This window comes from Pseudomonas sp. GZD-209, assembly GCF_049310485.1.
GTDB lineage: Bacteria > Pseudomonadota > Gammaproteobacteria > Pseudomonadales > Pseudomonadaceae > Aquipseudomonas > Aquipseudomonas sichuanensis.
Genome location: NZ_JBMOWQ010000199.1, coordinates 1 through 21,739, shown reverse-complemented (window position 1 = coordinate 21,739; position 21,739 = coordinate 1). Strand labels below are relative to the sequence as shown.

General features: G+C 66.2%; 21 protein-coding genes. 8 read left to right on the top strand and 13 right to left on the bottom strand.

Annotation, left to right across the window (positions count from 1 at the left end; genetic code table 11):
• The first annotated feature begins 8 nt into the window (after positions 1-8).
• Positions 9-569, top strand: a complete 561-nt coding sequence (locus ACO6VM_RS21045; protein WP_125860526.1) for a DUF4136 domain-containing protein — start codon at positions 9-11, stop codon at positions 567-569.
• Positions 570-783: 214 nt separating this feature from the next.
• Positions 784-2,700 carry a pilus assembly protein TadG-related protein gene (locus ACO6VM_RS21040; RefSeq protein WP_401060180.1) on the top strand — a complete coding sequence of 639 codons (1,917 nt, stop codon included), beginning with the start codon at positions 784-786 and terminating at the stop codon, positions 2,698-2,700.
• On the opposite strand, the gene ACO6VM_RS21035 is transcribed toward ACO6VM_RS21040, so the two are convergent.
• Both ACO6VM_RS21035 and ACO6VM_RS21030 read right to left on the bottom strand, forming a co-directional pair.
• Entirely contained in the window at positions 2,685-5,291 is a 2,607-nt protein-coding gene (locus ACO6VM_RS21035) for an ATP-binding protein (RefSeq protein ID WP_422403770.1), read from the bottom strand. The genes ACO6VM_RS21040 and ACO6VM_RS21035 overlap by 16 nt on opposite strands.
• 26 nt (positions 5,292-5,317) lie before the next feature.
• Positions 5,318-5,761 carry a TadE/TadG family type IV pilus assembly protein gene (locus ACO6VM_RS21030; protein WP_401060184.1) on the bottom strand — a complete coding sequence of 148 codons (444 nt, stop codon included), beginning with the start codon at positions 5,759-5,761 and terminating at the stop codon, positions 5,318-5,320.
• A 75-nt stretch (positions 5,762-5,836) separates the two neighbouring features.
• Here ACO6VM_RS21030 and ACO6VM_RS21025 point away from each other — a divergent pair, with 75 nt between their 5' ends.
• Positions 5,837-6,307 (top strand): A24 family peptidase, encoded by a 471-nt coding sequence (locus ACO6VM_RS21025; RefSeq protein WP_390966046.1) that lies wholly within the window; start codon positions 5,837-5,839, stop codon positions 6,305-6,307.
• Between the two features lie 110 nt (positions 6,308-6,417).
• Complete coding sequence (locus tag ACO6VM_RS21020; protein ID WP_401060186.1) at positions 6,418-7,200, top strand: response regulator; 783 nt, start codon at positions 6,418-6,420, stop codon at positions 7,198-7,200.
• Positions 7,201-7,206: 6 nt separating this feature from the next.
• Here ACO6VM_RS21020 and ACO6VM_RS21015 read toward each other — a convergent pair whose 3' ends face one another.
• From ACO6VM_RS21015 to cpaB, 8 genes are all read right to left on the bottom strand, one after another.
• Positions 7,207-7,473: a DUF3613 domain-containing protein gene (locus ACO6VM_RS21015; protein ID WP_401060188.1), complete on the bottom strand. Its 267-nt coding sequence runs from the start codon at positions 7,471-7,473 to the stop codon at positions 7,207-7,209.
• Between the two features lie 13 nt (positions 7,474-7,486).
• Positions 7,487-8,188: a tetratricopeptide repeat protein gene (locus ACO6VM_RS21010; RefSeq protein WP_401060190.1), complete on the bottom strand. Its 702-nt coding sequence runs from the start codon at positions 8,186-8,188 to the stop codon at positions 7,487-7,489.
• Positions 8,189-8,199: 11 nt separating this feature from the next.
• A complete protein-coding gene (locus ACO6VM_RS21005; RefSeq protein ID WP_401060191.1) occupies positions 8,200-9,093 on the bottom strand; it encodes a type II secretion system F family protein in 894 nt (297 codons plus the stop codon).
• A complete protein-coding gene (locus ACO6VM_RS21000) occupies positions 9,090-9,971 on the bottom strand; it encodes a type II secretion system F family protein (RefSeq protein ID WP_422403769.1) in 882 nt (293 codons plus the stop codon). Before ACO6VM_RS21000 ends, ACO6VM_RS21005 begins: the two co-directional genes overlap by 4 nt.
• The gene (locus ACO6VM_RS20995; RefSeq protein WP_422403768.1) at positions 9,968-11,224 is read right to left on the bottom strand and encodes a CpaF family protein; all 1,257 of its coding nucleotides are present in this window, start codon (positions 11,222-11,224) and stop codon (positions 9,968-9,970) included. Before ACO6VM_RS20995 ends, ACO6VM_RS21000 begins: the two co-directional genes overlap by 4 nt.
• Complete coding sequence (locus ACO6VM_RS20990) at positions 11,221-12,411, bottom strand: pilus assembly protein (protein ID WP_401060195.1); 1,191 nt, start codon at positions 12,409-12,411, stop codon at positions 11,221-11,223. The genes ACO6VM_RS20995 and ACO6VM_RS20990 overlap by 4 nt, the downstream gene beginning before the upstream one ends.
• The gene (locus ACO6VM_RS20985) at positions 12,408-13,628 is read right to left on the bottom strand and encodes a type II and III secretion system protein family protein (RefSeq protein ID WP_422403773.1); all 1,221 of its coding nucleotides are present in this window, start codon (positions 13,626-13,628) and stop codon (positions 12,408-12,410) included. The genes ACO6VM_RS20990 and ACO6VM_RS20985 overlap by 4 nt, the downstream gene beginning before the upstream one ends.
• Before the next feature lie 109 nt (positions 13,629-13,737).
• Positions 13,738-14,688: a Flp pilus assembly protein CpaB gene (cpaB, locus tag ACO6VM_RS20980; protein ID WP_125465680.1), complete on the bottom strand. Its 951-nt coding sequence runs from the start codon at positions 14,686-14,688 to the stop codon at positions 13,738-13,740.
• A 287-nt stretch (positions 14,689-14,975) separates the two neighbouring features.
• On the opposite strand from cpaB, the gene ACO6VM_RS20975 reads away from it, so the two are divergent.
• The 3 genes from ACO6VM_RS20975 (at position 14,976) to ACO6VM_RS20965 (ending at position 16,381) form a co-directional block, all read left to right on the top strand.
• Entirely contained in the window at positions 14,976-15,158 is a 183-nt protein-coding gene (locus ACO6VM_RS20975) for a Flp family type IVb pilin (protein ID WP_110992923.1), read from the top strand.
• A gap of 47 nt (positions 15,159-15,205) precedes the next feature.
• The gene (locus ACO6VM_RS20970) at positions 15,206-15,613 is read left to right on the top strand and encodes a response regulator (protein WP_390966033.1); all 408 of its coding nucleotides are present in this window, start codon (positions 15,206-15,208) and stop codon (positions 15,611-15,613) included.
• Between the two features lie 120 nt (positions 15,614-15,733).
• A complete protein-coding gene (locus ACO6VM_RS20965; protein ID WP_422403767.1) occupies positions 15,734-16,381 on the top strand; it encodes an RES family NAD+ phosphorylase in 648 nt (215 codons plus the stop codon).
• 24 nt (positions 16,382-16,405) lie between these two features.
• On the opposite strand, the gene ACO6VM_RS20960 is transcribed toward ACO6VM_RS20965, so the two are convergent.
• The 3 genes from ACO6VM_RS20960 to pbpC form a co-directional block, all read right to left on the bottom strand.
• On the bottom strand, positions 16,406-17,044 hold the full coding sequence (locus tag ACO6VM_RS20960; protein WP_401060201.1) for a hypothetical protein: 639 nt from the start codon (positions 17,042-17,044) through the stop codon (positions 16,406-16,408).
• A gap of 90 nt (positions 17,045-17,134) precedes the next feature.
• Complete coding sequence (locus tag ACO6VM_RS20955) at positions 17,135-18,802, bottom strand: ShlB/FhaC/HecB family hemolysin secretion/activation protein (RefSeq protein WP_422403766.1); 1,668 nt, start codon at positions 18,800-18,802, stop codon at positions 17,135-17,137.
• Positions 18,803-18,910: 108 nt separating this feature from the next.
• Positions 18,911-21,259 carry a peptidoglycan glycosyltransferase PbpC gene (pbpC, locus tag ACO6VM_RS20950; RefSeq protein ID WP_422403765.1) on the bottom strand — a complete coding sequence of 783 codons (2,349 nt, stop codon included), beginning with the start codon at positions 21,257-21,259 and terminating at the stop codon, positions 18,911-18,913.
• Positions 21,260-21,327: 68 nt separating this feature from the next.
• On the opposite strand from pbpC, the gene ACO6VM_RS20945 reads away from it, so the two are divergent.
• Positions 21,328-21,621: a hypothetical protein gene (locus ACO6VM_RS20945; RefSeq protein WP_110735938.1), complete on the top strand. Its 294-nt coding sequence runs from the start codon at positions 21,328-21,330 to the stop codon at positions 21,619-21,621.
• The last annotated feature ends 118 nt before the right edge of the window (positions 21,622-21,739 follow it).

The following is a 21,739-nucleotide window of genomic DNA, read 5'->3' as shown; positions in this document are numbered from 1 at the left end:
GAACCATCATGTTGCGACGTCTCGTTGTACTGTCCTTCGCGCTGCTGCTCGGTGCCTGTGCGAGCAACAACGTCCAGCAGGATTTCGATGCCAGCCGCGATTTCGCCGCCTACCGCAGCTGGGCCTGGCAGGAGCCCGGCCTGCAGTACCGGCCGGATGACCCGCGGATCAAGAGCGACCTCACCGAGCAGCGCATCCGCCAGGCCGTCGCCGGCCAGCTCGACCAGCGCGGCCTGCGCCCGGTACAGGGCAACGCCAAACCTGATGTGAAGGTGCGCGCCTACCTGATCGTCGAGGACCGCCAGCAGCAGGTCACCACCAACTACGGTGGTGCCTGGGGCGGCTATTGGGGGGGCTACTGGGGCGGCCCGATGTACAACGAGACCCGCAGCGTCGACTACAAGGTGGCGACCATCCAGGTCGACCTGTTCGATGGCCGCGACGGCAAGCTGGTCTGGCGCGGCAGCGCCGAGCAGATCATGAACAACTACCCGCCCAGCCCACAGGAGCGCAACACAGCGATCCAGAAAACCGTGACCCAGGTATTGAGCAACTACCCACCCCATTGAATGAGTGGTGGCCCCATCGCCGGCAAGCCGGCTCCCACAGGTACAGCGCCGCACTGCGGACATGCGCCACACCTGTGGGAGCCGGCTTGTCGGCGATAGGCCGTTACAGACAGTCCACGACCTATACCCCAATCAAGGCAACGTGCCACCACCTTGACTACACTCCCTGCACCGCCGCCGTGCTGCCAGGCCACTGGCCGGCAAAGGAGTGCCTGTGGTTGCCCATCCAGCAATACGCCAACGCGGCGCGATCGGCCTGATGGCCGCACTGACCCTCGGTTTGGCCCTGCTGTTCATGCTGCTCACCGTCGACAGCGGGCGCCTGTACCTGGAGCAACGCAAGCTGCAGCGCATCGCCGACATGGCCGCGCTGGAGGCCGCCGAGCATGGCGGCGTCTGCAGCGGCGCCGGCGTCCAGGCCTCGGTCCTGGCCCGCAACGCCGCCACCCGCAACGGCCATTCCGTCAACAACCCCTTGCTCGCCAGCTGTGGCTACCTGCGCACCGGCGCTGACAACCTGCGGGTATTCAACGCCGATAACAGCCGCCCTGAAGCGATCAAGGTCGAAGTCCGCGAGCAGGTGACCACCAGTGCCGCCGGCGGCCTGTTCAGCCTGATCGATGGCAATTTCTCGCGCACAACCACGCTGCATGCCAGCGCGGTGGCGGCCAAGCCCGCACCGCCACAGGCGATGCTGCGAATTCGTAGCACCCTGGCAACCCTCGACTCGCGCCACTCAACCTTGCTCAACGCCCTGCTCACCAGCCTGGGCGGCAATGTCCAGCTCAACCTGGCCGGCTGGCAGGGCATTGCCGATACCCAGATCAACCTGCTCAAGTACCTCGATCAACTGGCAATCGACCTCAAGCTCAAGGCCGGTGATTACGACAAACTGCTCAACACCGATGCCACGCTCACCGAGTTGCTGAATGCCGCCGTCCATGTCCTGCAGCAGAGCAGTTCGACACTCGGTGTTGCCACCAACCTTGGCAACGTTGCAGTCGGAACCCCCGGCGGCAAGCTGCATCTGGGCGACATCCTGAAAATCCAGAACGGCACGGCGCAGGCCGGCCTGGACAGCAATATCCAGCTGTTGCAACTGGTCCAAGGGGTGATCCAGTTGGCCGTGAGCAAGAATGCCGCCAACGTCGACCTGCCCATCAGCGTACTGGGGCTGGTCAATGGCCGGGTCCAGATGAAGGTAATCCAGCCCGAGCAGGTCTCGGCGGTAGGCAACCCCGCCACCGACGTGATCGAAGTGCATACCGCGCAGGTGCAGGCACTGGTATCGCTCGACCTGCCACTGCTCGATGGCGTGCTTGGGCTGGTGAATGCTGTGACCAGCCTGGCCGCCCCGCTGACCTCGGTGCTCAACGACCTGCTGCACTTGAACCTGGTGGGTGTGGTGCAGTCGCTGACTTGCGCGTTGGGGCTCAGTCAGTGCAAATATGTCGAGGTGAAAGTGGTGCCGGACAAAGCATCACTGCACATCGGCATCGAGGTGGCCAAGGCCGAAAGTCGGGTGACCGACTACCGTTGCCAACCCGACAAGCGCCTTACCGCCACCACTCGCAGTGCCGCGGCCATCGTGACCATCGGCAAGTACAAGGACGCGAACACCTTCTTCGTGAATGGAAGCACGGCGCTCACCCCACTACCGCTCGTTGATATCGGCATCAAGACCTGCGGCCCATTGGGCGCCGCCTGTACCCGCGCGGCTTTCGCCGGGGGTGGCCTTGGGCTCAAGGCCAACGCGCCGATCCTGCAGGCAACGGTCACCCCGCTACTGTTCCAAGGCGCTTCTGCACCACCGGACATCAACCAGCTGCCGTCCTACCTGCGCATGAGCAATCAGGATGTGGTCGGCAGCCTGACCACCACATTTGCGGGCGTAGAGATAGAAGCCTACAAGCCTGGCGTCAGCAATGTGTTCGGTGACCTGATGGCCCTGGTGGCCGGCACCCTCACTACCGTGAAAGGGATCTTGGAGCCGCTGATCAGGGGCCTGCTAAGCCCGCTGATCGACCCCTTGCTCAACGTGGTGCTCAAGACCCTGGGCATCGACCTGGCCAACGCCCAGGTCGGCGCCAACCTCAGTTGCAGCAGCGGGCACGCTCAACTGCTGCTGTGAAGCGGCAGTTCAACCCGGAAGCACGCACCCTCGTCGCTGTTGGCCACCGACAGGCTGCCGCCCATATGGCTGACGATCCCGTGGCTGACCGACAGCCCAAGGCCGGTGCCGACCCCGGCCGGCTTGGTGGTGAAGAAGGGTTCGAAGATACGTTCGAGCAGATGCGGGTCGATGCCGCCGCCGTTGTCTTCCACCAGCAGGCACAGGCGCGAGCCCAGCAAGGTCTGGCGTACACGAATCCACGGCTGCGCGCGGCGCTGTTCGAGCAAGGCGTCACGGGCGTTGACCATCAGGTTGATCAACACCTGTTCCAGTTGGTCCTGATGGCCGAATACCTGCGGTTGCTCGGCGGGCGCCTCGATGCACAGGTTCACGCCCTTGCCGCGCAGCCCCTCCTCCAGCAAGGCGCGGGCCCCTTCTACCGCGCCCCAGGCGCTGAAGCACTCACGCTCGGGCGCCGAACGCCGGCCATACACGCGCATATGCTCGACCAACCGCGCGGCGCGCTCGATCTGGGCCTCGATCCGGCGCAGCTTCTGTTCCATGTACGCAGGCTCGGCAGTGCCGTTCTCCAGGCGTTGCAGCGCATTGACCAGCGCCATGCGCATCACGTTGAGCGGCTGGTTGATCTCGTGCACCAGCCCGGTCGCCAGCTCGCCCAGCGTGACCATTTTCGCCCCCTGCAACAATTGCTGCTGGCTACGCCGCACCGCCGTGTTGTCACGGCCGACAGCCTGGATCTCCAGCAGGCGGCCCTGGGCATCGAACAGCCCGCGATCGGCCCACACCCACCAGGCCTGTTCACGGCCAGGCAGTTGCAGGCAAATTTCCGCGCTGCTCATCGGTTGCTCCGGGGTCAGCGCCTGCAAACGCTGCAGGAAATCTTCACGCTGGCTGGCGGACAGCCACTGGCCCAGGTTCGCGCCCACCAGCTGCTCCGGCGTGCAGTGCAGGTAGTCGGCCAGGGGCCGGTTGCCGAACACCAGGCTCAGGTCCGGGCGGTAGCGGCAGATCATCGCTGGCGAGTCCTCCACCAGCACGCGGTAGCGCTCCTCACTCTGGCGCGTGCGCTCAGCGGCCTCGGTCGCTTCGCTGACATCCAGCCACAGCCCGACCACCTCCCGCGGCTGGCCGAGGTCGTCGCGCAGCAGGCGCGCCTCATCGTGCATCCAGTGGTAGCCGCCAAGCTGATCGCGCAGGCGGTAACGACAGCGCACCTGGCCATCGCGCAACAGGTCGCGGGTGCGCGCCAGCCACAGCGGCCGGTCATCCGGGTGCACGGCCAGGCCAGGCTGGCGCGCCAGTTCGCCGTCGGCCGGCCAGCCCAGCAACGGCGCCAGGCTGGCGCTGAAGAACTCGCTGTGCAGCGCGCCGTCGGCGTAGCGCTGCACGTAGATCACCGCCGGCGAACTGGCGATCAGGTTCTCCAGCCGGGCACGGGCAGTGCCGGCCTGATGTTCCTGGGTCTTGAGCGCGCTGATGTCGAGCAGAAAACCGCGCAACTGCTGCCCCTGCAACTGGCCGACCCATTGGAACCAGCGCTGCGCAGCAATGCCATCGGCCTCGCCCAGGCGCAGGCTCAGGTTCAGCGTCAGCCCCTCGCGCGCCTGTTGCAGCGCTAATTGCGCGGGCTCACGGTCAGCCGGGTGCAGGCGTGCCAACCATTGCCCTTCACCGACCTGGCACGGCAACGCCAGCATCGTGGCCAGCGCCGGGTCGAGTTGCAACTGGCCGTCCAGCGGCCACTCCCACCAGCCCGCCCCCAGTTGCTGCTGGAGGTCGTCGAGGTGGCTGGCCTGGTGCTGCAACTGCTGGTGTCGATGGCGCGCCAGCAGCGGCTCGACCAAGGTCCGCGCCAACGCCAGCGCCATATCGGCCGGGGGCGTCTGCGTGGCCCCGGCGCACAGCAGCCAGGCCTCGGCATCCCGCCCTTGGCGGTAGGGCACCAGGAACAGCGAAAGCCCCCCGCAGCGCGCCAGCAGTTCGGGGTCATCGGTGACCTCGATCAAGGTCTGCGCAGGCAGTTGCCGCAGCCAGGGCTGCAGCCGGCCATCGTCCGGCCAGGGCCACTGGTCTTCGTTGCTGGCGTAATGGCGCCAGCCACCCGGCTCACGCAGCATCAGCCGCAGCGAGGAGGCCTGCCAGTGTTCGGCCAACGCCTGCAACTGCTCGCGGGTGGTCTGCAGCAAGCGCTCGGCGCCGCATTCACGCAGCGCATGGCCAATCTCCACCAGCAGTGGCCGCTGGCGGTCCCAGCGCTGCTCGCGCAGCAGGTCGCCAATATCGAACAGCTGCAGCAGCCAGGCCTCGCCGTGGCGCTGCAACCAGCCACGGGTATGCAGCGCCTGGCCCATGACGGTGTGAAAGTCCAGATCCAGCGGCTGCCCCTGCCAATCGCCGGGTTCGCCTTCGAGCACCAGCCAGCTGTGGCGTTGCAGGTAGTCGTGCACCCGCGCGGCGGAACGCCCTGGCAAGGCCAGCAAGGTCCGCAGCGGGCCCGCCAGGCGCAGCACCCGAGCCTGATCGTCGAGCCACAGTTGCAGGCCCACCGCCGGCACGTTGGGCAGCTCGGGTGCAGGGGACGGCGGCATGCGCCAACGGTCGAACAGGCCGCCCGTCACAGTTGCAGGCTCGACTGGGCCTGCAGGCGCGCAGGCAGCTTGGGCACCTCGCCGATCAGCGGCAGCACCAGCACTGGCAACACCCGCTCCAGCCGATCACGGGGGTAGTCGATGGTGACCGTCAGCAGCTTGTCCGCCCCCACCACAACCCGGGTGTCGCCCGCCACGTTGAAGCCGAGGGCGTCGGGCATCCAGGCCAACTGCCGGCTTATTACCTGGTGCGCCACGCCTTGCACGTCCAGGGCATAGGTGGCGCTTGCCGGGTCGACGGCCACGCAGCGACGCACCGCCTCGCTGCTGGCCTGGTTGAACGACTGCAGCATCAGCATCGGCAGGGCATAACTGACCAGCCCATAGAACACCGCGAAAAAAATCATGAAAACAGCGACAAACTCGATGGCTGCCGCGCCTTTTTGCCGTCCCGCCGGGCTTGCTTGCATGATCGCGTCTACCCTGACTGTGAGACCTGTCTGACAGCATAGAACCGTTCAACGAATAGGGATGGCAATTTGCCAATGCAAAGCATTGTTCTCCTGATGTGGCTTGCCTTGTGCACCGAACAAGATGTCCGTGAACGGCAGATTTCCAACGCCCTCACCCTGGGTGTCGCGACCTGTGCCCTGGCCTGGCTGTTCGCCACCGGCCACACCTGGATCGGCGCCGATGCCAGCGAAGCCGGCTGGGCCCTGGCCATCGTCATGCTGCTGACATTGCCCGGCTACATGCTCGGCCGTTTCGGTGCCGGCGACGTCAAGCTGATGGCCGCCCTGGCCCTGGCCACCAGCCCGCAGTATGTGCTGGGGACCTTCATCGGCGCCGGTATCACCGTGCTGGCCTGGCTGCTGGGCCGGCGCCGGCTGTGGACCTTGCTCAACCCCAAACTGAAAAAACGCCTGCAGAAACTCGCTGAAGAAGTCGGCGACAAGCAGCCCTTTGCGCCTTATGTACTGGCCGGGTTTCTCCTGACGGCAGTCTGGATCCAATGAAGACTGAACGTTCGGATAGGGTGTACAGTCCATGTACTTGATTGCAAAGTGCGACTACTTTTTTGTTGCCGGTGCCCGCGGCCCGGCAGCAAGACCGATACGACAGGGAGTTGATCGTGAACAAGTCCGTCAGTGAAGTGAAAGTGCTGGTTGTCGACGACCAGCCGATGATTGTCGAAGAGTTATGCGACTGGCTGGAAAGCGAAGGCTATCGCTGCGTCCCGGCCCATTCCACGGACCAGGCCATCGAGCAATACATCGCCGACGAAGCCATCGGCCTGGTGCTCTGCGACCTGCATATGCCCGAGCGCGATGGCATCGAGCTGGTCCGCGCGCTGAAGCAGATCGCCGGCAGCCAACGGATGTTCGAGGCAATCATGCTGACCGGCCGCGCCGACAAGCAGGATGTGATCCGCGCCCTGCGCGAAGGTTTCGCCGACTACTACCAGAAACCCATGGATCTGACCGAGCTGCTCGAAGGCGTGCGGCGCCAGGAACTCGCCTTGCTGGAGCGTAAGCGCAACTTTCGCGAACTGGGCAGCCTCAACCAGCGCTTGCAGGGCCTGGCCGAGTCCATCGACGAGCTCTACCAGGACCTGGAAAAAGCCCGCGGCCAGGGCGTGCATCGCCGCGCCACGGACATCGAGGAGGCCGAGCCGGAGCTGCCGTCGGCATTCGAGAAGCTGTCCCCGCGCCAGCTGGAAGTGGCAAAGCTGGTGAGCAAGGGCAAGACCAACTACCAGATCGCCTGCGAGCTGGGCATCACCGAGAACACCGTCAAACTCTACGTGTCACAGGTATTGCGCCTGACCCACATGCACAACCGCACGCAGCTGGCACTGGCGCTGGCGCCCGGCTCGTCGCCGCTGCACCAGCGCTTCACCACCCATTGACGGCCATCAACCGCCATTGTTCGACGAACTGATCTTGGTCCAGCGATAGAAGTCCGGAATCTCGTACTTGTAGCTGTCGAGCCAGCGCTGCATGGACTGGTCGCGCTCCTTGGCGGTCTGCTGCTGGCGCACCGGCGAGGCCTGCCGATTGCTCGCCTGCACCTGCAACAGCGCCTCGGTGGCGGTTTCTGCCCGCGCTTGGCGCAGCGGCTCCTCGGCCTGTGCCAGCAGTGGCGTGGCCAGGCAGGCCAGGGCTATCCAGGATTTGAACATGCTCACCTCCCGTTCAATTGATGGCCGCCGTCGGCGTGCTGCGGGCGGCGAGTGGGCCGCGCCCGCCGGCCCTGAGCTGCTGGGCACGGGCCTGGGCTTCGGCGAACTGCTCAGGTTTGAGCCGCAGGCGCTTGACCAGGTCCTCGGCCTGGTTCCAGTTGTCCTGCAGCAGTGACAGGGCCACCAGGTTGACCGCCGGCAATGGGTTGTCATCCTTCAGTTCAAGGGCAGTGAGGAACTCGAAGCGCGCCTGCTCATCGTTGCCCAGCTTCATCTGCACCAGGCCCAGGTCGTTGCGCACTTTTTCATCAGTCGGCGCCAGGCGTACTGCGCGCTGCAGGTTACGCAGGGCCTGTGTGTCGTCGCCCCGCGCCGCGGCTATCTGCCCCAGGCCATGCTCGCCCTCTGCCGCCAGGCAGCCCCCCAGCAGGCTGCGGTACAGCGGTTCGGCCTCGCTGCGCCCCAGCAGGCGCAGCACCTTGGCCTTGCGCAGGCGCACCTGGTCAAGGGTTTCCGGCAGTTGCTCCAGGTGCGCCAACCCCGCATGCGGGCGGCCTTCGCCAATCATCTGGTCGGCCATGTCCAGGCTCAGTTGCTGGTCGGCTGCGGGCTTGCCGCAGCTGCCGCCGCCGAGCAGGCGGGCCAGACCTTCGGGCGGCTGCCCGGCACAACCGGTCAGCAGCAAAAGGCCCGTCATCAGCACGATCGCTTTCATCCCTCTCCCCCTCAGGATCCCAATGCCCGCGCCAAGGCGGAAAAGCCCGGCCCGGCCAGGACGATAAGCAAGGCCGGGAACAGGAACACCATCATCACCGCCGACATCTTTGCCGACATCTTCGACACCCGCTCCTGCAGGCCGGTCAGGCGCCGGTCATCCAGCAGTTCCTTGAGCGCCAGCAACGACTTCATCGAACCGCTGCCTTGCACCAGCAACTGCTGGAGGATCACGCAGGTGTCGATGAACTCGTCCACCGCCAGCAGCCGTGCGGTCTTTTCCAGTTCCGGCCCCAGCGCCAGCCCCGAGTCGACCCGCTGCAACACCAGCTGCAATTCATCGCAGATGTTCGGCACCAGGCTGCGCCCCTCCAGGGCCAGCACGCGCAAGGCCTGCTCCACCGCAAGGCCGGTCTCGAACAGAATGCGCAGCAAGGGGATCATCAGGCTGACTTCCTGGGCAATCTTGCGTTGGCGCCGCGCCGCCGCCGCGGCGAGCAGGCGCTTGGGCACCAGGTAGCCGGCACCCAGCGCACACAGCACCAGCACCATCCAGTTGCCCCGGCGCTCCCCCGGCAAACCATGCACCATCACCAGCACCAGGCCTGCGGCCAGCAATGGCACTCCGAGTTGCAGCGCGGCGAACAATGCCCGCTGCCGGCTGCGCCGCCAGCCCAGGCGCTCCAACAGCACCTGGGTCTCGCCGTCGAGACGCTGCAGGCGTCGCCCCAGCGGGCTACTGCCCAGCCAGTGCAGCCAGTCGCCCAATCGTTCGTCAGGGGCCAACCGCCCCTGCAGGCGTCGCGCCACCCGCTGCCGGGCGCGCAGCTGCCGCGCGGCCTGCAGCGCCAGCAGGGCAAAGCCGGCCAGCAGGCACAGGGCGCTGAACAACAGGGCAGCGTTCACAGGCGCCTCATCATGCGCCACAGCACCAGGCAACCGATGGCCTGAAGGGCGAAGGCCAGCAGCAACATCGTCTGCCCATGGCTGTCGCGCCACATGCCCAGCAGGTAACCGGGGTTGGCGAGCAGGAAATAACCGACCATGCCCAGCGGCAATGCCCCCAAAATCCACGCTGTGATGCGCGTTTCACCGGTCATCGCGCGCAGCTGGCGGTCGCCCTGCTCGTGCTCGCGGATCAGCTTGATCAGGTTCTCCATCAATTCGCTGGCATTGCCGCCATGGCGCTGGTTGATGCGCAGGCCCAGGGCAAACAGGCGCAGCTCGTCCTGGCGGTACAACTCGGCCAGTTCACTGACCGCATCCTCCAGCGGCACGCCCATGCGCACGTTGCGCCGCACCCGCAGCATCGCCGAGTGCAGTGGCTCGCGCGTGCCATCGATCCCCCCGAGCACCGCGTCGTTCAAGGTACGCCCGGCTTTGAGGCTGCGCACGCTGTAGTCCAGCAGCCCAGGCAGTTGCGCGACGATCTGCTGCACCCGTCGGCGGCAGCGCCAACTGAGGTAGGCATGGCCAAGCAAAGGCAGGCCGAACAGCATCAGCACTGCCGCCACCCAGCCTGCGGCCAGGCCGGCGACCAGCACCAGGCCCAGCCAGGCCAGCAACCCGTAGTGCAAGCTGCGCTCGCCCGGCGTCAGGCCGGCCCGCTGCAGCAGCGGGTCGAGCCAGTCACGCCTGGCACTGGCGCCGCGCACCGCGCGGTAGGCCCGCCCCAGGCGCTGCAGGATGCGCTCCTCACCGCGCTTGTGCAGGGCCACACGCCACAGCAGCAACGCCATGCCCAGGCACAACGGCGCCAATGCCAGCAGCAGCGGGCCGATCACAGCAGGCCCTCGTGGCGGAGCTTGACCCCTGCCGGGTGCGGTGCCTCGCCAAGGAACACATCGCCGCCGCGCCGGTCGAGGCGGAACAAGGTATTGGTGACGTACACGTCGTCACGCACGCCGACCACCTCCAGCACTTCGCTCACACAACGGCGGCCATCGGCCAGACGGGTCAGCTGGATCACCACATCCAGCGCCGCGCAGATCATCTGGCGCAGGGTCTTCTCGGCCACCTGGCGGCCCGTCAGGCCGACCAGGGTTTCCAGGCGCAGCAGGGCATCCTGCGCACTGTTGGCGTGCACGGTGCTCATCGAGCCATCGTGGCCGGTGTTCATCGCCGTCATCACATCGACCACTTCGGCGCCACGGATCTCGCCGAGGATGATGCGGTCGGGGCGCATGCGCAGGGCGTTTCGGATCAACTCGCTGGCCTTGATCTCGCCATGGCCTTCGGCGTTGGGCGGACGGGTTTCCAGGCGCACCACGTGCGGGTGGTGCAGTTGCAGCTCGGCGACATCCTCGATGGTCACCAGCCGCTCCTGGGGCGCGATCATCTGGCTGAGGATATTGAGCAAGGTGGTCTTGCCGGTGCCGGTGCCGCCGCTGACGAGGATGTTGCAGCGCCGGCCCACGGCGCGTTCGAGGAAGTCGTAGATCGCCTGGTCGATGGCCCGGGTGGCCAGCAGGTCGGCACTCTTGAGCATGTCCTGGCGAAACTTGCGGATCGACAGGCACGGCCCGTCCAGCGCCACCGGCGGGATGATTGCATTGACCCGGCTGCCATCGGGCATGCGCGCATCGACCATCGGCGACGACTCGTCCAGGCGCCGCCCCAAGGGCGCCAGGATGCGCTGCATCACGCGTTGCACATGGTGCGCGTCGATAAAACGCAAGTCGGTGTGCTGCAGCAGCCCGCCCCGTTCGACGAACACCCGGTACGGGCCATTGACCAGGATCTCGGTGACACTTGGGTCACGCAGCAGCACTTCCAGCGGGCCGTAACCGGTCAGCTCGTCGACGATCTCTTCGGCCAGGCGCTCCATCTCGTAACGCGACAGGGCCAGGCGCAGGCGCGCCACATAGTCGCCCACCTGCTCCAGGACGAATTGCGCCAGGGCCGGGCGCGCGCCTTCGAGCAGGTTGCGGCCAGTGTCTTCGATGGCATCGATGACATGCCGGTGCAGGGCCCGCTTGAGCACCTGCGGGTCGTTGGCCGCCTGCCGCGGCCCACCAAAGGGTTCTTCGCTGCTCATCGGTTGCTCCACAGGCGGCGCAGCCAGGTGTGGGTGGGGGGCGCCAGGTTTTCCGAGCGCCGCGCCAGGCGCTCGCCAAGTTCGCGCAGTGCCTGGCTCAGCGCTTCGCGCGGGGCCAGCTCGAACAGGCTCAGGCCCTGGTTCTTGGCATTCAGGCGCAGCTCCGGGCTGTAGGGCATGACCTTGAGCAGCTTCAAGCCATAGCGCTTGGCCAGGGCTTCGGCATCCGGCGCCACATGGCGCATGAAGCGGTCGACCAGCAGGCTGGCATGGTCGAGCTTGATGCCGCGATCACGCCACTGCTCGAGCAACTCCAGGTTGCGCCGGCAATCGAGGATGTTCTGGTCGGTGTACAGGATCAGCTTGTCGCAATGGCTGACCAGGGTGCGCAACGCTTCGCTGTCGGCCTGCCCGGTGAGGTTCAGCACGATGTGCTGGAAATGCTGGCGCAAGGCACTGAGCAGCATGTACAGCTCGGCGGCGCTGGTCTGCTCCAGCGCCTCGTCGCTGGCGGCATAGGCGAGAATGCGCAGGCCGCCTTTGTCGCGGGTGAAGGCGCTGTCGATCAGCGTGGCGTCGAGCCGGCGCAGATGGCGCAAGGCATCGCCGAAGTGGAACGACGCCTCCAGCCCCAGCAGCGCCAGGCTGTCGCCACGGGGCAGGCCCAGGTCGAGCAGCAGGGTCTGCTGGCCGCTGTCCTGGACCACCCGCGCCAGGTGGGTGGTCAACAGCGCACCGTCGGCCCCGCGCTGGGCACCGTAGAGCACGCTGAGCCCACCCAGGCTGGGGTTGCTGGCCACGGTCGGCAGGCGTTTGCCCAGGCGCCGTACCAGCCCGGCCACCTCGCTGGCACGCGAACCATAGGCGACGAAGTCGCGGGCGCCAGCGCGCATGGCATGCAGTACCAGCTGGTTGTCCATGCCATCGCCGAGCGCGACGATGGCCAACATCGGCTTGGCCTCCAGTACCCCTTCGATCAGCGCGCACTGGGCGATCAGTTGCTCGCGGTCGAGGCCGATGAACACCAGGTTGCTGAAGGTCATGTCGACCAGCGCCAGCAACTCGTCGAGGCTCGGGCCATTGGCGCCGATCACCTGCCCCAACGGCGCCAGGGCGCCCTGCAACCAGTGCAGGTCGTCCTGGTTGCGGGTCAGGGCCAGGTAAGTCTGGTTGTGGCTTTCGCTCATCGGGACAACCCGCCTTGGCCTTCGAAGCTGCCGTTTTCCATGAAGAACAGGCGACCCCAACTGGGGTCGTAGGTACGCAGCGCCTCGCCTGGCAGCTCCGGCAGGCGCGCGTCGGCGGCCAGCGGCTGGACCAGGTGCGGGGTCACGATCATCAGCAGTTCGGTCTCTTCACGGTTGAGCGCCGATTGGCGGAAGAACGCGCCGATGATCGGCAGGTTGCCCAACCCCGGTAGCTTGTCCACAGACGAGCGCACGTTGCTGCTGACCAGCCCGCTGATGATGAAACTCTCGCCATCGGCCAGGGAAATGCTGGTGTCGGTGCGCCGTACGCTCAGGGCCGGCACCTGGGTGCCGGCGATGGTCACCGCGTTGCTGAAGTCCAGTTCGCTGACCTCGGGCGCCACCTTGAGGGTGATGCGGTTGCGGCTGACCACCGTGGGGGTCAACGCCAGGCGCACGCCAAATTCCTTGTATTCGATCGAGACGTTGTCGCTGCCACTGCTGGGCACCGGGATGGGCACCTCGCCGCCGGCCAGGAAGCTTGCGGTCAGGCCGCTGAGCACGGTCAGGCTGGGGCGCGCCAGGGTGTAGGCGAAACCGCTGTTCTCAAGGGCGTTGATCATCGCCAGGAACCGGCTGCTGCCGCCGCCCCAGACAATGTTGAAGACGTTGTTGTCGAGCGGGATGCCCGGCCGCACATCGGCGTAGGTCACCGGGTTGGTACCGTTCTGGATACCCGGCACATAGCCCGGGCGCACGAAGGTGTTGGGCACCGTGTTGGGCGAACCGAACAGGCTGTTGTTGGAGCCTTTGAAGAACAGCCTGGCGCCGGCTTCCTTGTATTTTTGCCGGCGCACCTCGACGAAACGGATATCGGCCTGCACCTGGATCGGCAGGGCGTCCTGCCCGGCCGAGGGTTGCGCCACCTCGGCCATGTCCGCGCTGGCCCGGCCCTTGACGAACAGCATGGCCCGGTGCGGTCGCGGGGCGCAGTCGGTCCACAGCATCACGCTGGTATTGCCCTGCCCCACCGAGGTCAGCAGCACGGCACGTTCGCCGCTGGGCTGCACATCGGCCACCTTGGGGTCACCCACTGCGGCGCGGATGATGGCCACCGGCAGGCGCAGCTCCTGCTGCAGGCCCTGGTCCATCTCGATCACCGAAGGCAATTGGTCGAATGCCGCGCACCCCTTGCCCGCCGCTTGCGCCACCGGCATCAACAACCACAGGGCGAGACACCACAGCCAGGGCCGCTGCGCGGAGCGACGCGGCGGGCGACGCCAGGAACTACGCAAAGAACTACGCATGAAATGCATCCTTGCCGGGTCAGGGGGTGTTGTTGGTGTCGGCGGCCTGGGCAGCGCCACGAATGATCTGCATGGTGGGCACTGCCGCAACCGCGGCCGGGCCGGCCAGCGGCACCTGGGACAGCTGGCTGAAGCGGTAGAGTTCTCGGTTGGCGGCGTCCACTTGCGCGCCTGCGTCCTGGCCGGACCAGTAACGCGCCAGCAACTGTTCGTCGGCGCTGCGCACTGCCAGGCGCAAGGTGCCGGCCTGGGCGGCCAGCATCAGGCGGCTGGCCAGGGCCTGGGGCACGGCCAAGCCCACGGTGCGAGTAACGGTGCCGCCCATCATCTGCTGGTCACGGCGGGCTTTCTGCTCTTCGGCGGTCTGCGCCGGGCGACCGTCATTGGCCAGGCCCGTCTGCTGGTCGACGCTGAGCACACGCAGGGCCGGCAGCACCACCTGGGCGGAGGATTGCGGGTTGTTGGTCTCTTCGCGCAGGAACAGCAGCACATCGACATAGTCGCCGGGCCGCAGTTGCCCGGCTGCGCCCACCACATCGTCCACCGCCACCGCCACCGCGCGCTCGTGGCTGCGGATCATCCGCGCCAGCGGGCCGCCCGCCTGGAAGCTCGACTCGTCGAGCCAACTGCCGGCCTCCAGCGGCCGCGAACTGCTGCGCCCCAGCACCTGTTCAGGTTGCTGAAAAGCCCCGGCGGGCACCACCTGCAAGCGCTCGACCAGCAGGTCGTCAGCGGTCAACGGGGTATTGGCCGGCACAGCCCTGCGCAGCACCAGGATGGGGGTGCGCGGCGGTTCCGGGGGTTGTACGGGAGCCGGTGCAACGGCGGGGGCCGACGCCTCGGTGGGGGCGGCAGCGACAGGCGTTGGCGCGGTTTGCGCCGGGCGGCTGAGGCGCAGGCCCCAATAGCCGGCCAGCAATGCAGCCAACAGAAACAGGCCAGCGAGGACCATGGTCAAGCGACTGCTCATTTCCGCACTCCCTGCGCCGGGGACCAATGCTGGCAAAAAGTAACTATTTCGCTATTGGAAGTTAGCGCAGCCCTGTCGAATCGCCATTTGTCCGGCTGCGTTTTTTAAGCCATGAAATTGACGCATAAAGAAAACAGGAACTTAGCCTCGCTGATTAAAGTTAATACTTTCGAACTAATGCTTTGTTACATTTGCAGGCTGCCACGGCTTGGCAATCCTGTGATGGCAAAGGGGTGTCACATTTCAAGCCCCGTGACCGGCGCCGACCGTGCGCAAGGAGATCCGCCATGCTGCTCCACCTGATCATCCTCCACTGCAAGAACTTCCTTCAGCGCAAGGACGGCGCCTCCGGTATCGAATACGCGGTGATCGCGGCCATGGTCGCGGTCGTGCTGGCCGGGTTCGTCACCCCCATCTCGGGCGAGGTCAAAGCCATCATGACCACCATCCAGACCGCGATCACCCAGTAACCTTGCGCTGCGTGCATGCCGATTGATCCAGACCTCGGGAGCCGACCATGCCGACCTCTTCCTTGCGTCAACAGATCCTGCTGGTCGATGACGAGGAGGAGGCCCTGCTGGAGCTGGCCGAACTGCTGGAAAACCAGGGTTTCTGCTGCCATACCGCCGTCTCGGTGAGGACCGCCCTGCAACTGCTCACCCGCCACCCGGATGTCGCCCTGGTGATCACCGACCTGCGCATGCCTGAAGAGAGCGGCATCGGCCTGATCAAGCGCCTGCGCGACCATACCGCCCGCCAGCACCTGCCCGTGATTGTCATGTCCGGGCACGCTGATATGGACGACTGCAGCGACCTGCTGCGCTTGCAGGTGCTGGACCTGTTTCGCAAGCCGATCTACCACGCGCGCCTGCTGGAGACGCTGGAGAACTTGTTCCCCAAGCCACTGCTGCATGCGGTGAACTAACGTCGGGCCCGCGGACGAGGCACATCCAGACACTTCTACACAGGCGACAATCATTGGACAGCCCTGCAACAATGGCCGCCCCCTTGCCGGGAGCAACGCCATCAAGGACTGCCATCGCCAATGCTCGCCGAAGCCCAACGTCAGCTCATCGAAACAGCCATTGCCAGCCATGGCCTGCCCACCCGACGCATTGCCCGCGCCACGCACGTTTATCGCGTACAGCACTGCAGCTTCAAAAACCCGATCTACTACAACCGCAACTCGGACAGCCGCTACGGCGACCCGCAGTTGGCCATAGGTGTCTGCTATGTGGCCCTGAGCGATATCGTTGCGGTGGCCGAAACGCTCCAACATGGCCGGGCGGGCAGCGCCAGCCCGGTGCTGTGCAGTGAGATCGCGATGCTGGCCCTGCATGAGTTGAAGGCCACCCGTGAACTTGTCGTGGTCGATGCTGGCGCACTGGCCCGCAATGCTGGCAGCCCCTTGCAGGCGATCGTGGCATCGAAGGGCCAGGGCAGTGTCGGCTATCTATACACCCAACTGCTCAGTGGCGTGGTCATGCGCCATGCCGCGCAGGTGGACGGCATTCTTTACCCTTCGCAGGTCTACCCCATCACCGCGAGTCTTGCTGGCTGCAACCTGGTGCTGTTCGAAGGGCGAGCCGACCAGTTGGCAGCCCTGCGCTGCCGGGCGCTGGATGATCTGCTCTTGAGCACAGGTGAAACCGTCGGCGAAGCACTCTTGCGCACGCAGGTGGCCGTGCAATAACAAACCGGCCACAAGGCCGGTCTGCTATTTGCCCATGCTCAAGCGATGACCAAAGTCGCGAACGATGACCGCGAATGCACCGGGTTCATCAAGCAAGTGGTAGCGAGGGAGCTCGTTGGGCGCCTGCCCTGGGTTGGAATAGTCCATGCTCCCGAGCAGGAAGCCGAGCAGCAGGTTCACCTGCGCTGTATCTCGTGGCTGGACGGCCACAGCCTGCACCAGTTCCGCCACTTGCGGGCATGCCTCGTTGTTGACGAACTGGAAAGCCGGATAGTGTTTGCGCGCCCCTTCGCTATAAGCCAGGACCTGCCCTTGCAATACCCGCTTGTTCAAGGCCTGGCGGGTAATGCCGAGGATCGCGCAGACGGTCTTCGAATCGAGCAGTTCGTAACCCTTGCTGATCTGCTCGAAAGCCAGTGCCTTACCTTTGGCATAGGCAATCTGGTTACGCACCTTGGGGCTGCGCGGCTGTTGCTCAGGGCGTGGCAAGATGGCCTGCAAGGCCTCGAAATAATCGTGCTCGACATCACGCTCGGCCAATGCCGCCAGCTGGGGTTGGGACAACTGCGCCAGAAAATGCTCGAACCCTTCCAGCAGCGCAGTTTTAGTCGCCTCGGATGCGGCATGGGATAGACGGGAGGGGCTGGCTTCGGCGACTTTCATGGCATGGCCTCATCAGTGACGGGGGTAGCAGTGCCGATCAGCCTATAGCGGCACCAACATACCGTCAACCTGTCAACCTGTCTCCTCGTATCAGAGTGGATAGCTGAAACTGAAGCTCAACCTCGGTCGCCGGTTCAGACTGTCCAGCGCAATGTCCGACATCGGCTTGGCCACCTCGACGGCAATGTTGTAACCCCGCCCATCGCCAAAGCGCAGGCCAATCGCGGCAGACGACATATGCGCCGACTGCACCTCCAGTCTGTTGAACCAGGCCCGCGCAGCATCCAGCACGGCATACGGCTGCAGCACTCGAAGCCAATCACCCTCACGCCTGAAGCTGTAGTTGAGCTCGTAGGCCAGCCCCCAGCTCTTGTCACCGGACGCCTGGTCACGCGGGTAACCACGCCCGAAATTCTGCCCGCCGAACACCACCCGCTCACTGTCGGGCAGGCTGTCATTGCTCCAGTAACCCGCCGCCGAGGCCACGCCCTGCCAATGGTCGGTGAAGTTGTCACTCTGCAGCCCAGACAGGCGCAAGCGCAGAAAATCCAGGTCGTGGCCGGCGTTGCTGCGCGCACCGAAATGGTCCAGCCCCTGGTACACCCCGCCACTCACAATGCGCAGGCGCCGAGCCTGGGCCTTGCGCCAATCGACCTCGAACGACAGCGCGCGGACATTGGTCTCGCTGTCCATCTGCCGGGGCGCGCCAAGCCACCGGTAGTCGGTACGGTCCTTGACCATGTAGATACGCCCCACCGCCTCCAGCCACTCGTTGGCAGAGACGATCAGCGGTTGGCTCAGGCCAACCGAATAGCGCTCACTGTCGCGCTGCTGGAGCAAGTCATCGCCATTGTCCAGGCGAATCCGCGTGCGCGGCTCACTGCGATAGCGCGAGGCAGACAACAGCAACTTCGAGCCCTCAGCGTCGACGAACTGGGCGTAGTCCAGGCGATAGTAGTGCGCCTTGTCCTCACCCGGCGGCGTCAGCACGCTGGCGCTCAGTTGCTCGGCGAAACGGGTCTGGGCATTGCTGCTGGCACCTAACAGTGCCTGCAGGTCATCACGGCTGCCGTCGTTGAGTTGGATACTGCCGGTGAACGGTTTGCGCAAGGCCCGGACAACCATCCGGGCGCGCCCGTCGGCAGTGCCCGGTGCCAGGGCCTGCGCCTGGGCAGTGACACCGGGGATGCGGCCGATCAGGCCGGTATAGCGTTCCAGGCTGGCCCGGGTCAGTGGCCGCTCGCTCACCAGTTTGCCCAGCAACTGGTCCAGGTAGCCGCGCGCCGGGCCGATGTCGCCCTCGACCTGGTAATCGCCAATGTAGCCTTCCACCAATACCACCCGCACTCGCCCCTCGCTGAAGTCCTGGGGCGGCAGGAAGGCGTACGAAAGCAGGTAGCCGTCCTGCCGATAGCGCTGGGTAAGTCGGTCAGTCAGCTCGACCAGTTCGCCCAGGCTGACCTGCCGGCCGATCAACGGCTGGTAGTGCTCGCGCAAGTCGCTCAAGGGGTAGACGGTGCCGCCTTCGAAACGCACCTTGTGCACCTGCACCGGCGTGCTCATCGACAGCGGTTGCTGCTGCACCGCACTTGGCGTGGGCAACTGCAGGACAGGCGCAGCGGGACGGTAGGCATCTACCGGCAGGTTCGGCGTGGGCAGCTGTGCTTCGATCTGACTGCTGTCGAGGAAACCCGGCAGCGGGGCAGCGCGGACAAGGCCGCCCCAGCACACCAGCAACATCACCAGCAGTGGACGCATGCGGACGCTCCCTGATCCCGAAGGTACGCGAGTGCCCGTTGCTCACCCCCGCCCCAGCAAGCGTAGGTGCCGGGATTGCAATCAGCCACCAGGCCACGCCCCGCAGGATCACTCGCTAATCTGGAACTCCACCCGCGCGGTTTCGCCGCTCTCGTCCAGCGCACTGAGCTCGATGCGCCCGGCCTGTTCAAAACGTACCAGCAGGCTGTCCTGCCCACGGGTTTCGCCCAGCGGCTGGCCATTCATGAACCACCAGCGCTGCCCGCCACCGCCCAGCGCCGATACCCGCACCTGCAGCGGCTCGCTGTTGGTGGCCGGTCGGCGCAGGTTGTCACCTGGGCGTACACCGACGATCGACAGCGGGGGTGCGCTGGCCGCCACCTGCGGCGGGCAGCTCGGGTCCACGGCCGGCAGCCGCGCCGCCCGCTGTTCGATTCGCGGCAGCCAGGGCTCCAGCGGTGCCGGCCACAGGGCAATGTCACGGGCCTTGGCGCCCGGGCAACCGGCATCGACACGTAGCCCCTGGTCGTTGACCCATACCGTGTCGCGCAGGCCCAGGCCCAGCGGCTGGTCGGCGGCCTGCAAGGTGGGTGGCGTGGTGTTGTCGAGGGTCCAGGCGAAGCGCTGGCGGCGGCAGTTTGGGTCCAGGCGGTTCATCGGCTGGCCCAGCGGCCAGCAGATCGCGGCAACGCCCACCGAGTCCGGTACGGCCTCCACTGGCAGGCGGATGCCGCGCTGGGCATCACGGTTGCTCAGCAGGTCGTGCACCTGCAGCATCAGCGGCGCCGCCGAGGCCAGGCCGAACTGGCCGGGTACTGGCGTGCCGTCGGGGCGACCGATCCAGACACCGATCAGGTAACGCGGGCCGACGCCCACCGACCAGGCATCACGAAAGCCATAGCTGGTGCCGGTCTTCCAGGCCAGTTGCGGGCGCTGCACCAGCTCGGCGTGGGGGTCGCGGTCGGGGCGTGCCAGGCCGCTGAGAATACGCCGGGTGACCCATGCCGAACCCGGCGACAGCAGGCGCTGCTCCAGCAGCGGGTCCTGCGGTTGCAGGCGGATCTTCGCGCTGCGCCCCTCACGGGCAAAGGCGGCGTAGCCGCCGACCAGGTCTTCCAGCCGGCTGCCGGCGCCACCGAGGATCAACGACAGGTTCGGCTCGGCCAAGGGCGGCAACACCAAGGGCACGCCGCCCATGCGCATCTGCGCGGCGAAGCGTTTCGGCCCGTAGGCTTCGAGCAGTTGCACCGCCGGCAGGTTGAGCGACAGCGCCAGTGCCGAGCTGGCCGACACCGGGCCACTGAAGCCCATGGAGAAGTTGCCCGGGCGGTAATCGCCATAGCGCCGAGGCACATCCTGCAGCAGCGACTCGGAGTGGATCAGGCCATCGTCCATGGCCATGGCATAGAGGAAGGGCTTAAGGGTCGAGCCGGGCGAACGCAGGGCATGGATCATGTCGACATGCCCGAAGCGGCGCTCGTCGCCGATGTCGATCGAGCCAAGATAGGCACGTACCGCCATGCTCTGCGTCTCCACCACCAGCAACGCCGCCGAGGTGCGCTCGGGCAGGCGCGCACGCCAGCCCAGCAGCAGGTCTTCCAGGCGCCGTTGCAGGCTGGCGTCGAGGGTGGTGCGGATCAACGGCGGGCTGTCCGGCGTGTTCAGGCGCCGGGCCAGCAGCGGTGCCAGTGCCGGTTCCTGGCGCGGGGCGAGCAGCAAGGGTTCCTCACGCGCCTCGGCAATGCGCTGTGCCGGCCACACCTGGTACTCGGCCAGGCGCTGCAGCACCTTGTCGCGGGCACGCTGGGCGCGCTGCGGATGGCGGTCGGGGCGCAAGCGGCTCGGTGCCTGCGGCAACACCGCGAGCAACGCGGCCTCGGCCGGCGTCAGGTGTTTCGGTGATTTGCCCAGGTAAGCCCAACTGGCGGCCGCCACACCCTGCAAGGTGCCGCCGAACGGTGCGCGGTTGAGGTAGATCTGCAGGATTTCGCGCTTGGGCAGGTGCCACTCCAGCTGCGCCGTGCGCCACAGCTGGCGCAGCTTGCCCGGCAGGGTGCGGTCATGCGGGTCGAGCAGGCGCGCCACCTGCATCGACAGGGTGCTGCCGCCGGACACCACGCGCCCGCCGCGCAGGTTGAGCCAGGCCGCACGGGCCAAGGCCATGGGGTTGACCCCCGGGTGGTGATAGAACCAACGGTCCTCGTAGCCGAGCAAGGCCTCCAGATAGAGCGGCGAAACCTCGTCCGGGCTGACCGGATAACGCCACACGCCATCGGCATCGGCGAAACGCCACAGCGGTGTACCATCCTCGGCCAGCACCACCCGCGCCAGGTCGTCGCCCGGCATCGGCAGCGGCCAGATGCGGTCGGCCAACCACAACAGGGCGATGGCCAGTAACAGGCCAACGGCGCCGCGCCGCAGGGCTCTGATCAGGCGTGGGCGGGCTAAGCTTGGCATCGGGAACCGACCGGGCCGGGTGATGGCCAAAGGCTTGGAACCACCGATTCGTTCATCAGGAAGCAACTATGCATGTAGAAGGTTTTTTCGAGTGGCTGGGCCAGGTACTGGGGTCGGTGATCCGTTTCATCGTCGATGGCCTGAGCGGGTTGTTCAACCTGCTGGCCAATGCCGGTGGCAACTTCATAGATGGCCTGGCACGTACCCTGGGCATGGACACTTCGCTGGTCAGCATCCTCGCCTTGATCGTCGGGCTGATGCTGCTGTACTCGGCGGTGCGCGCGTTCATGCGGGCATCGATCATTCTCGGGATCATCTGGGCGTTGCTGGGGTTGTGGGTGTTGAGTTGGGTGGTGCACTAGCGAGACGCCTGTGGGAGCGGGGGGGGGGGGGGGGGGGGGGGGGGGGGGGGGGGGGGGGGGGGGGGGGGTGGGGGGGGGGGGGGGGGGGGGGGGGAGGGGAGACAAAGTACGCCACATT

Bases quoted from the DNA above. Each gene is read 5' to 3' on its own strand.
- ACO6VM_RS21045 (WP_125860526.1), top strand. From the start codon at position 9: ATGTTGCGACGTCTCGTTGTACTGTCCTTCGCGCTGCTGCTCGGTGCC.
- ACO6VM_RS21035 (WP_422403770.1), bottom strand. From the start codon at position 5,291: ATGCCGCCGTCCCCTGCACCCGAGCTGCCCAACGTGCCGGCGGTGGGC.
- ACO6VM_RS21030 (WP_401060184.1), bottom strand. From the start codon at position 5,761: ATGCAAGCAAGCCCGGCGGGACGGCAAAAAGGCGCGGCAGCCATCGAG.
- ACO6VM_RS21025 (WP_390966046.1), top strand. From the start codon at position 5,837: ATGCAAAGCATTGTTCTCCTGATGTGGCTTGCCTTGTGCACCGAACAA.
- ACO6VM_RS21015 (WP_401060188.1), bottom strand. From the start codon at position 7,473: ATGTTCAAATCCTGGATAGCCCTGGCCTGCCTGGCCACGCCACTGCTG.
- ACO6VM_RS21010 (WP_401060190.1), bottom strand. From the start codon at position 8,188: ATGAAAGCGATCGTGCTGATGACGGGCCTTTTGCTGCTGACCGGTTGT.
- ACO6VM_RS20995 (WP_422403768.1), bottom strand. From the start codon at position 11,224: ATGAGCAGCGAAGAACCCTTTGGTGGGCCGCGGCAGGCGGCCAACGAC.
- ACO6VM_RS20990 (WP_401060195.1), bottom strand. From the start codon at position 12,411: ATGAGCGAAAGCCACAACCAGACTTACCTGGCCCTGACCCGCAACCAG.
- ACO6VM_RS20985 (WP_422403773.1), bottom strand. From the start codon at position 13,628: ATGCCGGTGGCGCAAGCGGCGGGCAAGGGGTGCGCGGCATTCGACCAA.
- cpaB (WP_125465680.1), bottom strand. From the start codon at position 14,688: ATGAGCAGTCGCTTGACCATGGTCCTCGCTGGCCTGTTTCTGTTGGCT.
- ACO6VM_RS20975 (WP_110992923.1), top strand. From the start codon at position 14,976: ATGCTGCTCCACCTGATCATCCTCCACTGCAAGAACTTCCTTCAGCGC.
- ACO6VM_RS20970 (WP_390966033.1), top strand. From the start codon at position 15,206: ATGCCGACCTCTTCCTTGCGTCAACAGATCCTGCTGGTCGATGACGAG.
- ACO6VM_RS20965 (WP_422403767.1), top strand. From the start codon at position 15,734: ATGCTCGCCGAAGCCCAACGTCAGCTCATCGAAACAGCCATTGCCAGC.
- ACO6VM_RS20960 (WP_401060201.1), bottom strand. From the start codon at position 17,044: ATGAAAGTCGCCGAAGCCAGCCCCTCCCGTCTATCCCATGCCGCATCC.
- ACO6VM_RS20955 (WP_422403766.1), bottom strand. From the start codon at position 18,802: ATGCGTCCACTGCTGGTGATGTTGCTGGTGTGCTGGGGCGGCCTTGTC.
- pbpC (WP_422403765.1), bottom strand. From the start codon at position 21,259: ATGCCAAGCTTAGCCCGCCCACGCCTGATCAGAGCCCTGCGGCGCGGC.
- ACO6VM_RS20945 (WP_110735938.1), top strand. From the start codon at position 21,328: ATGCATGTAGAAGGTTTTTTCGAGTGGCTGGGCCAGGTACTGGGGTCG.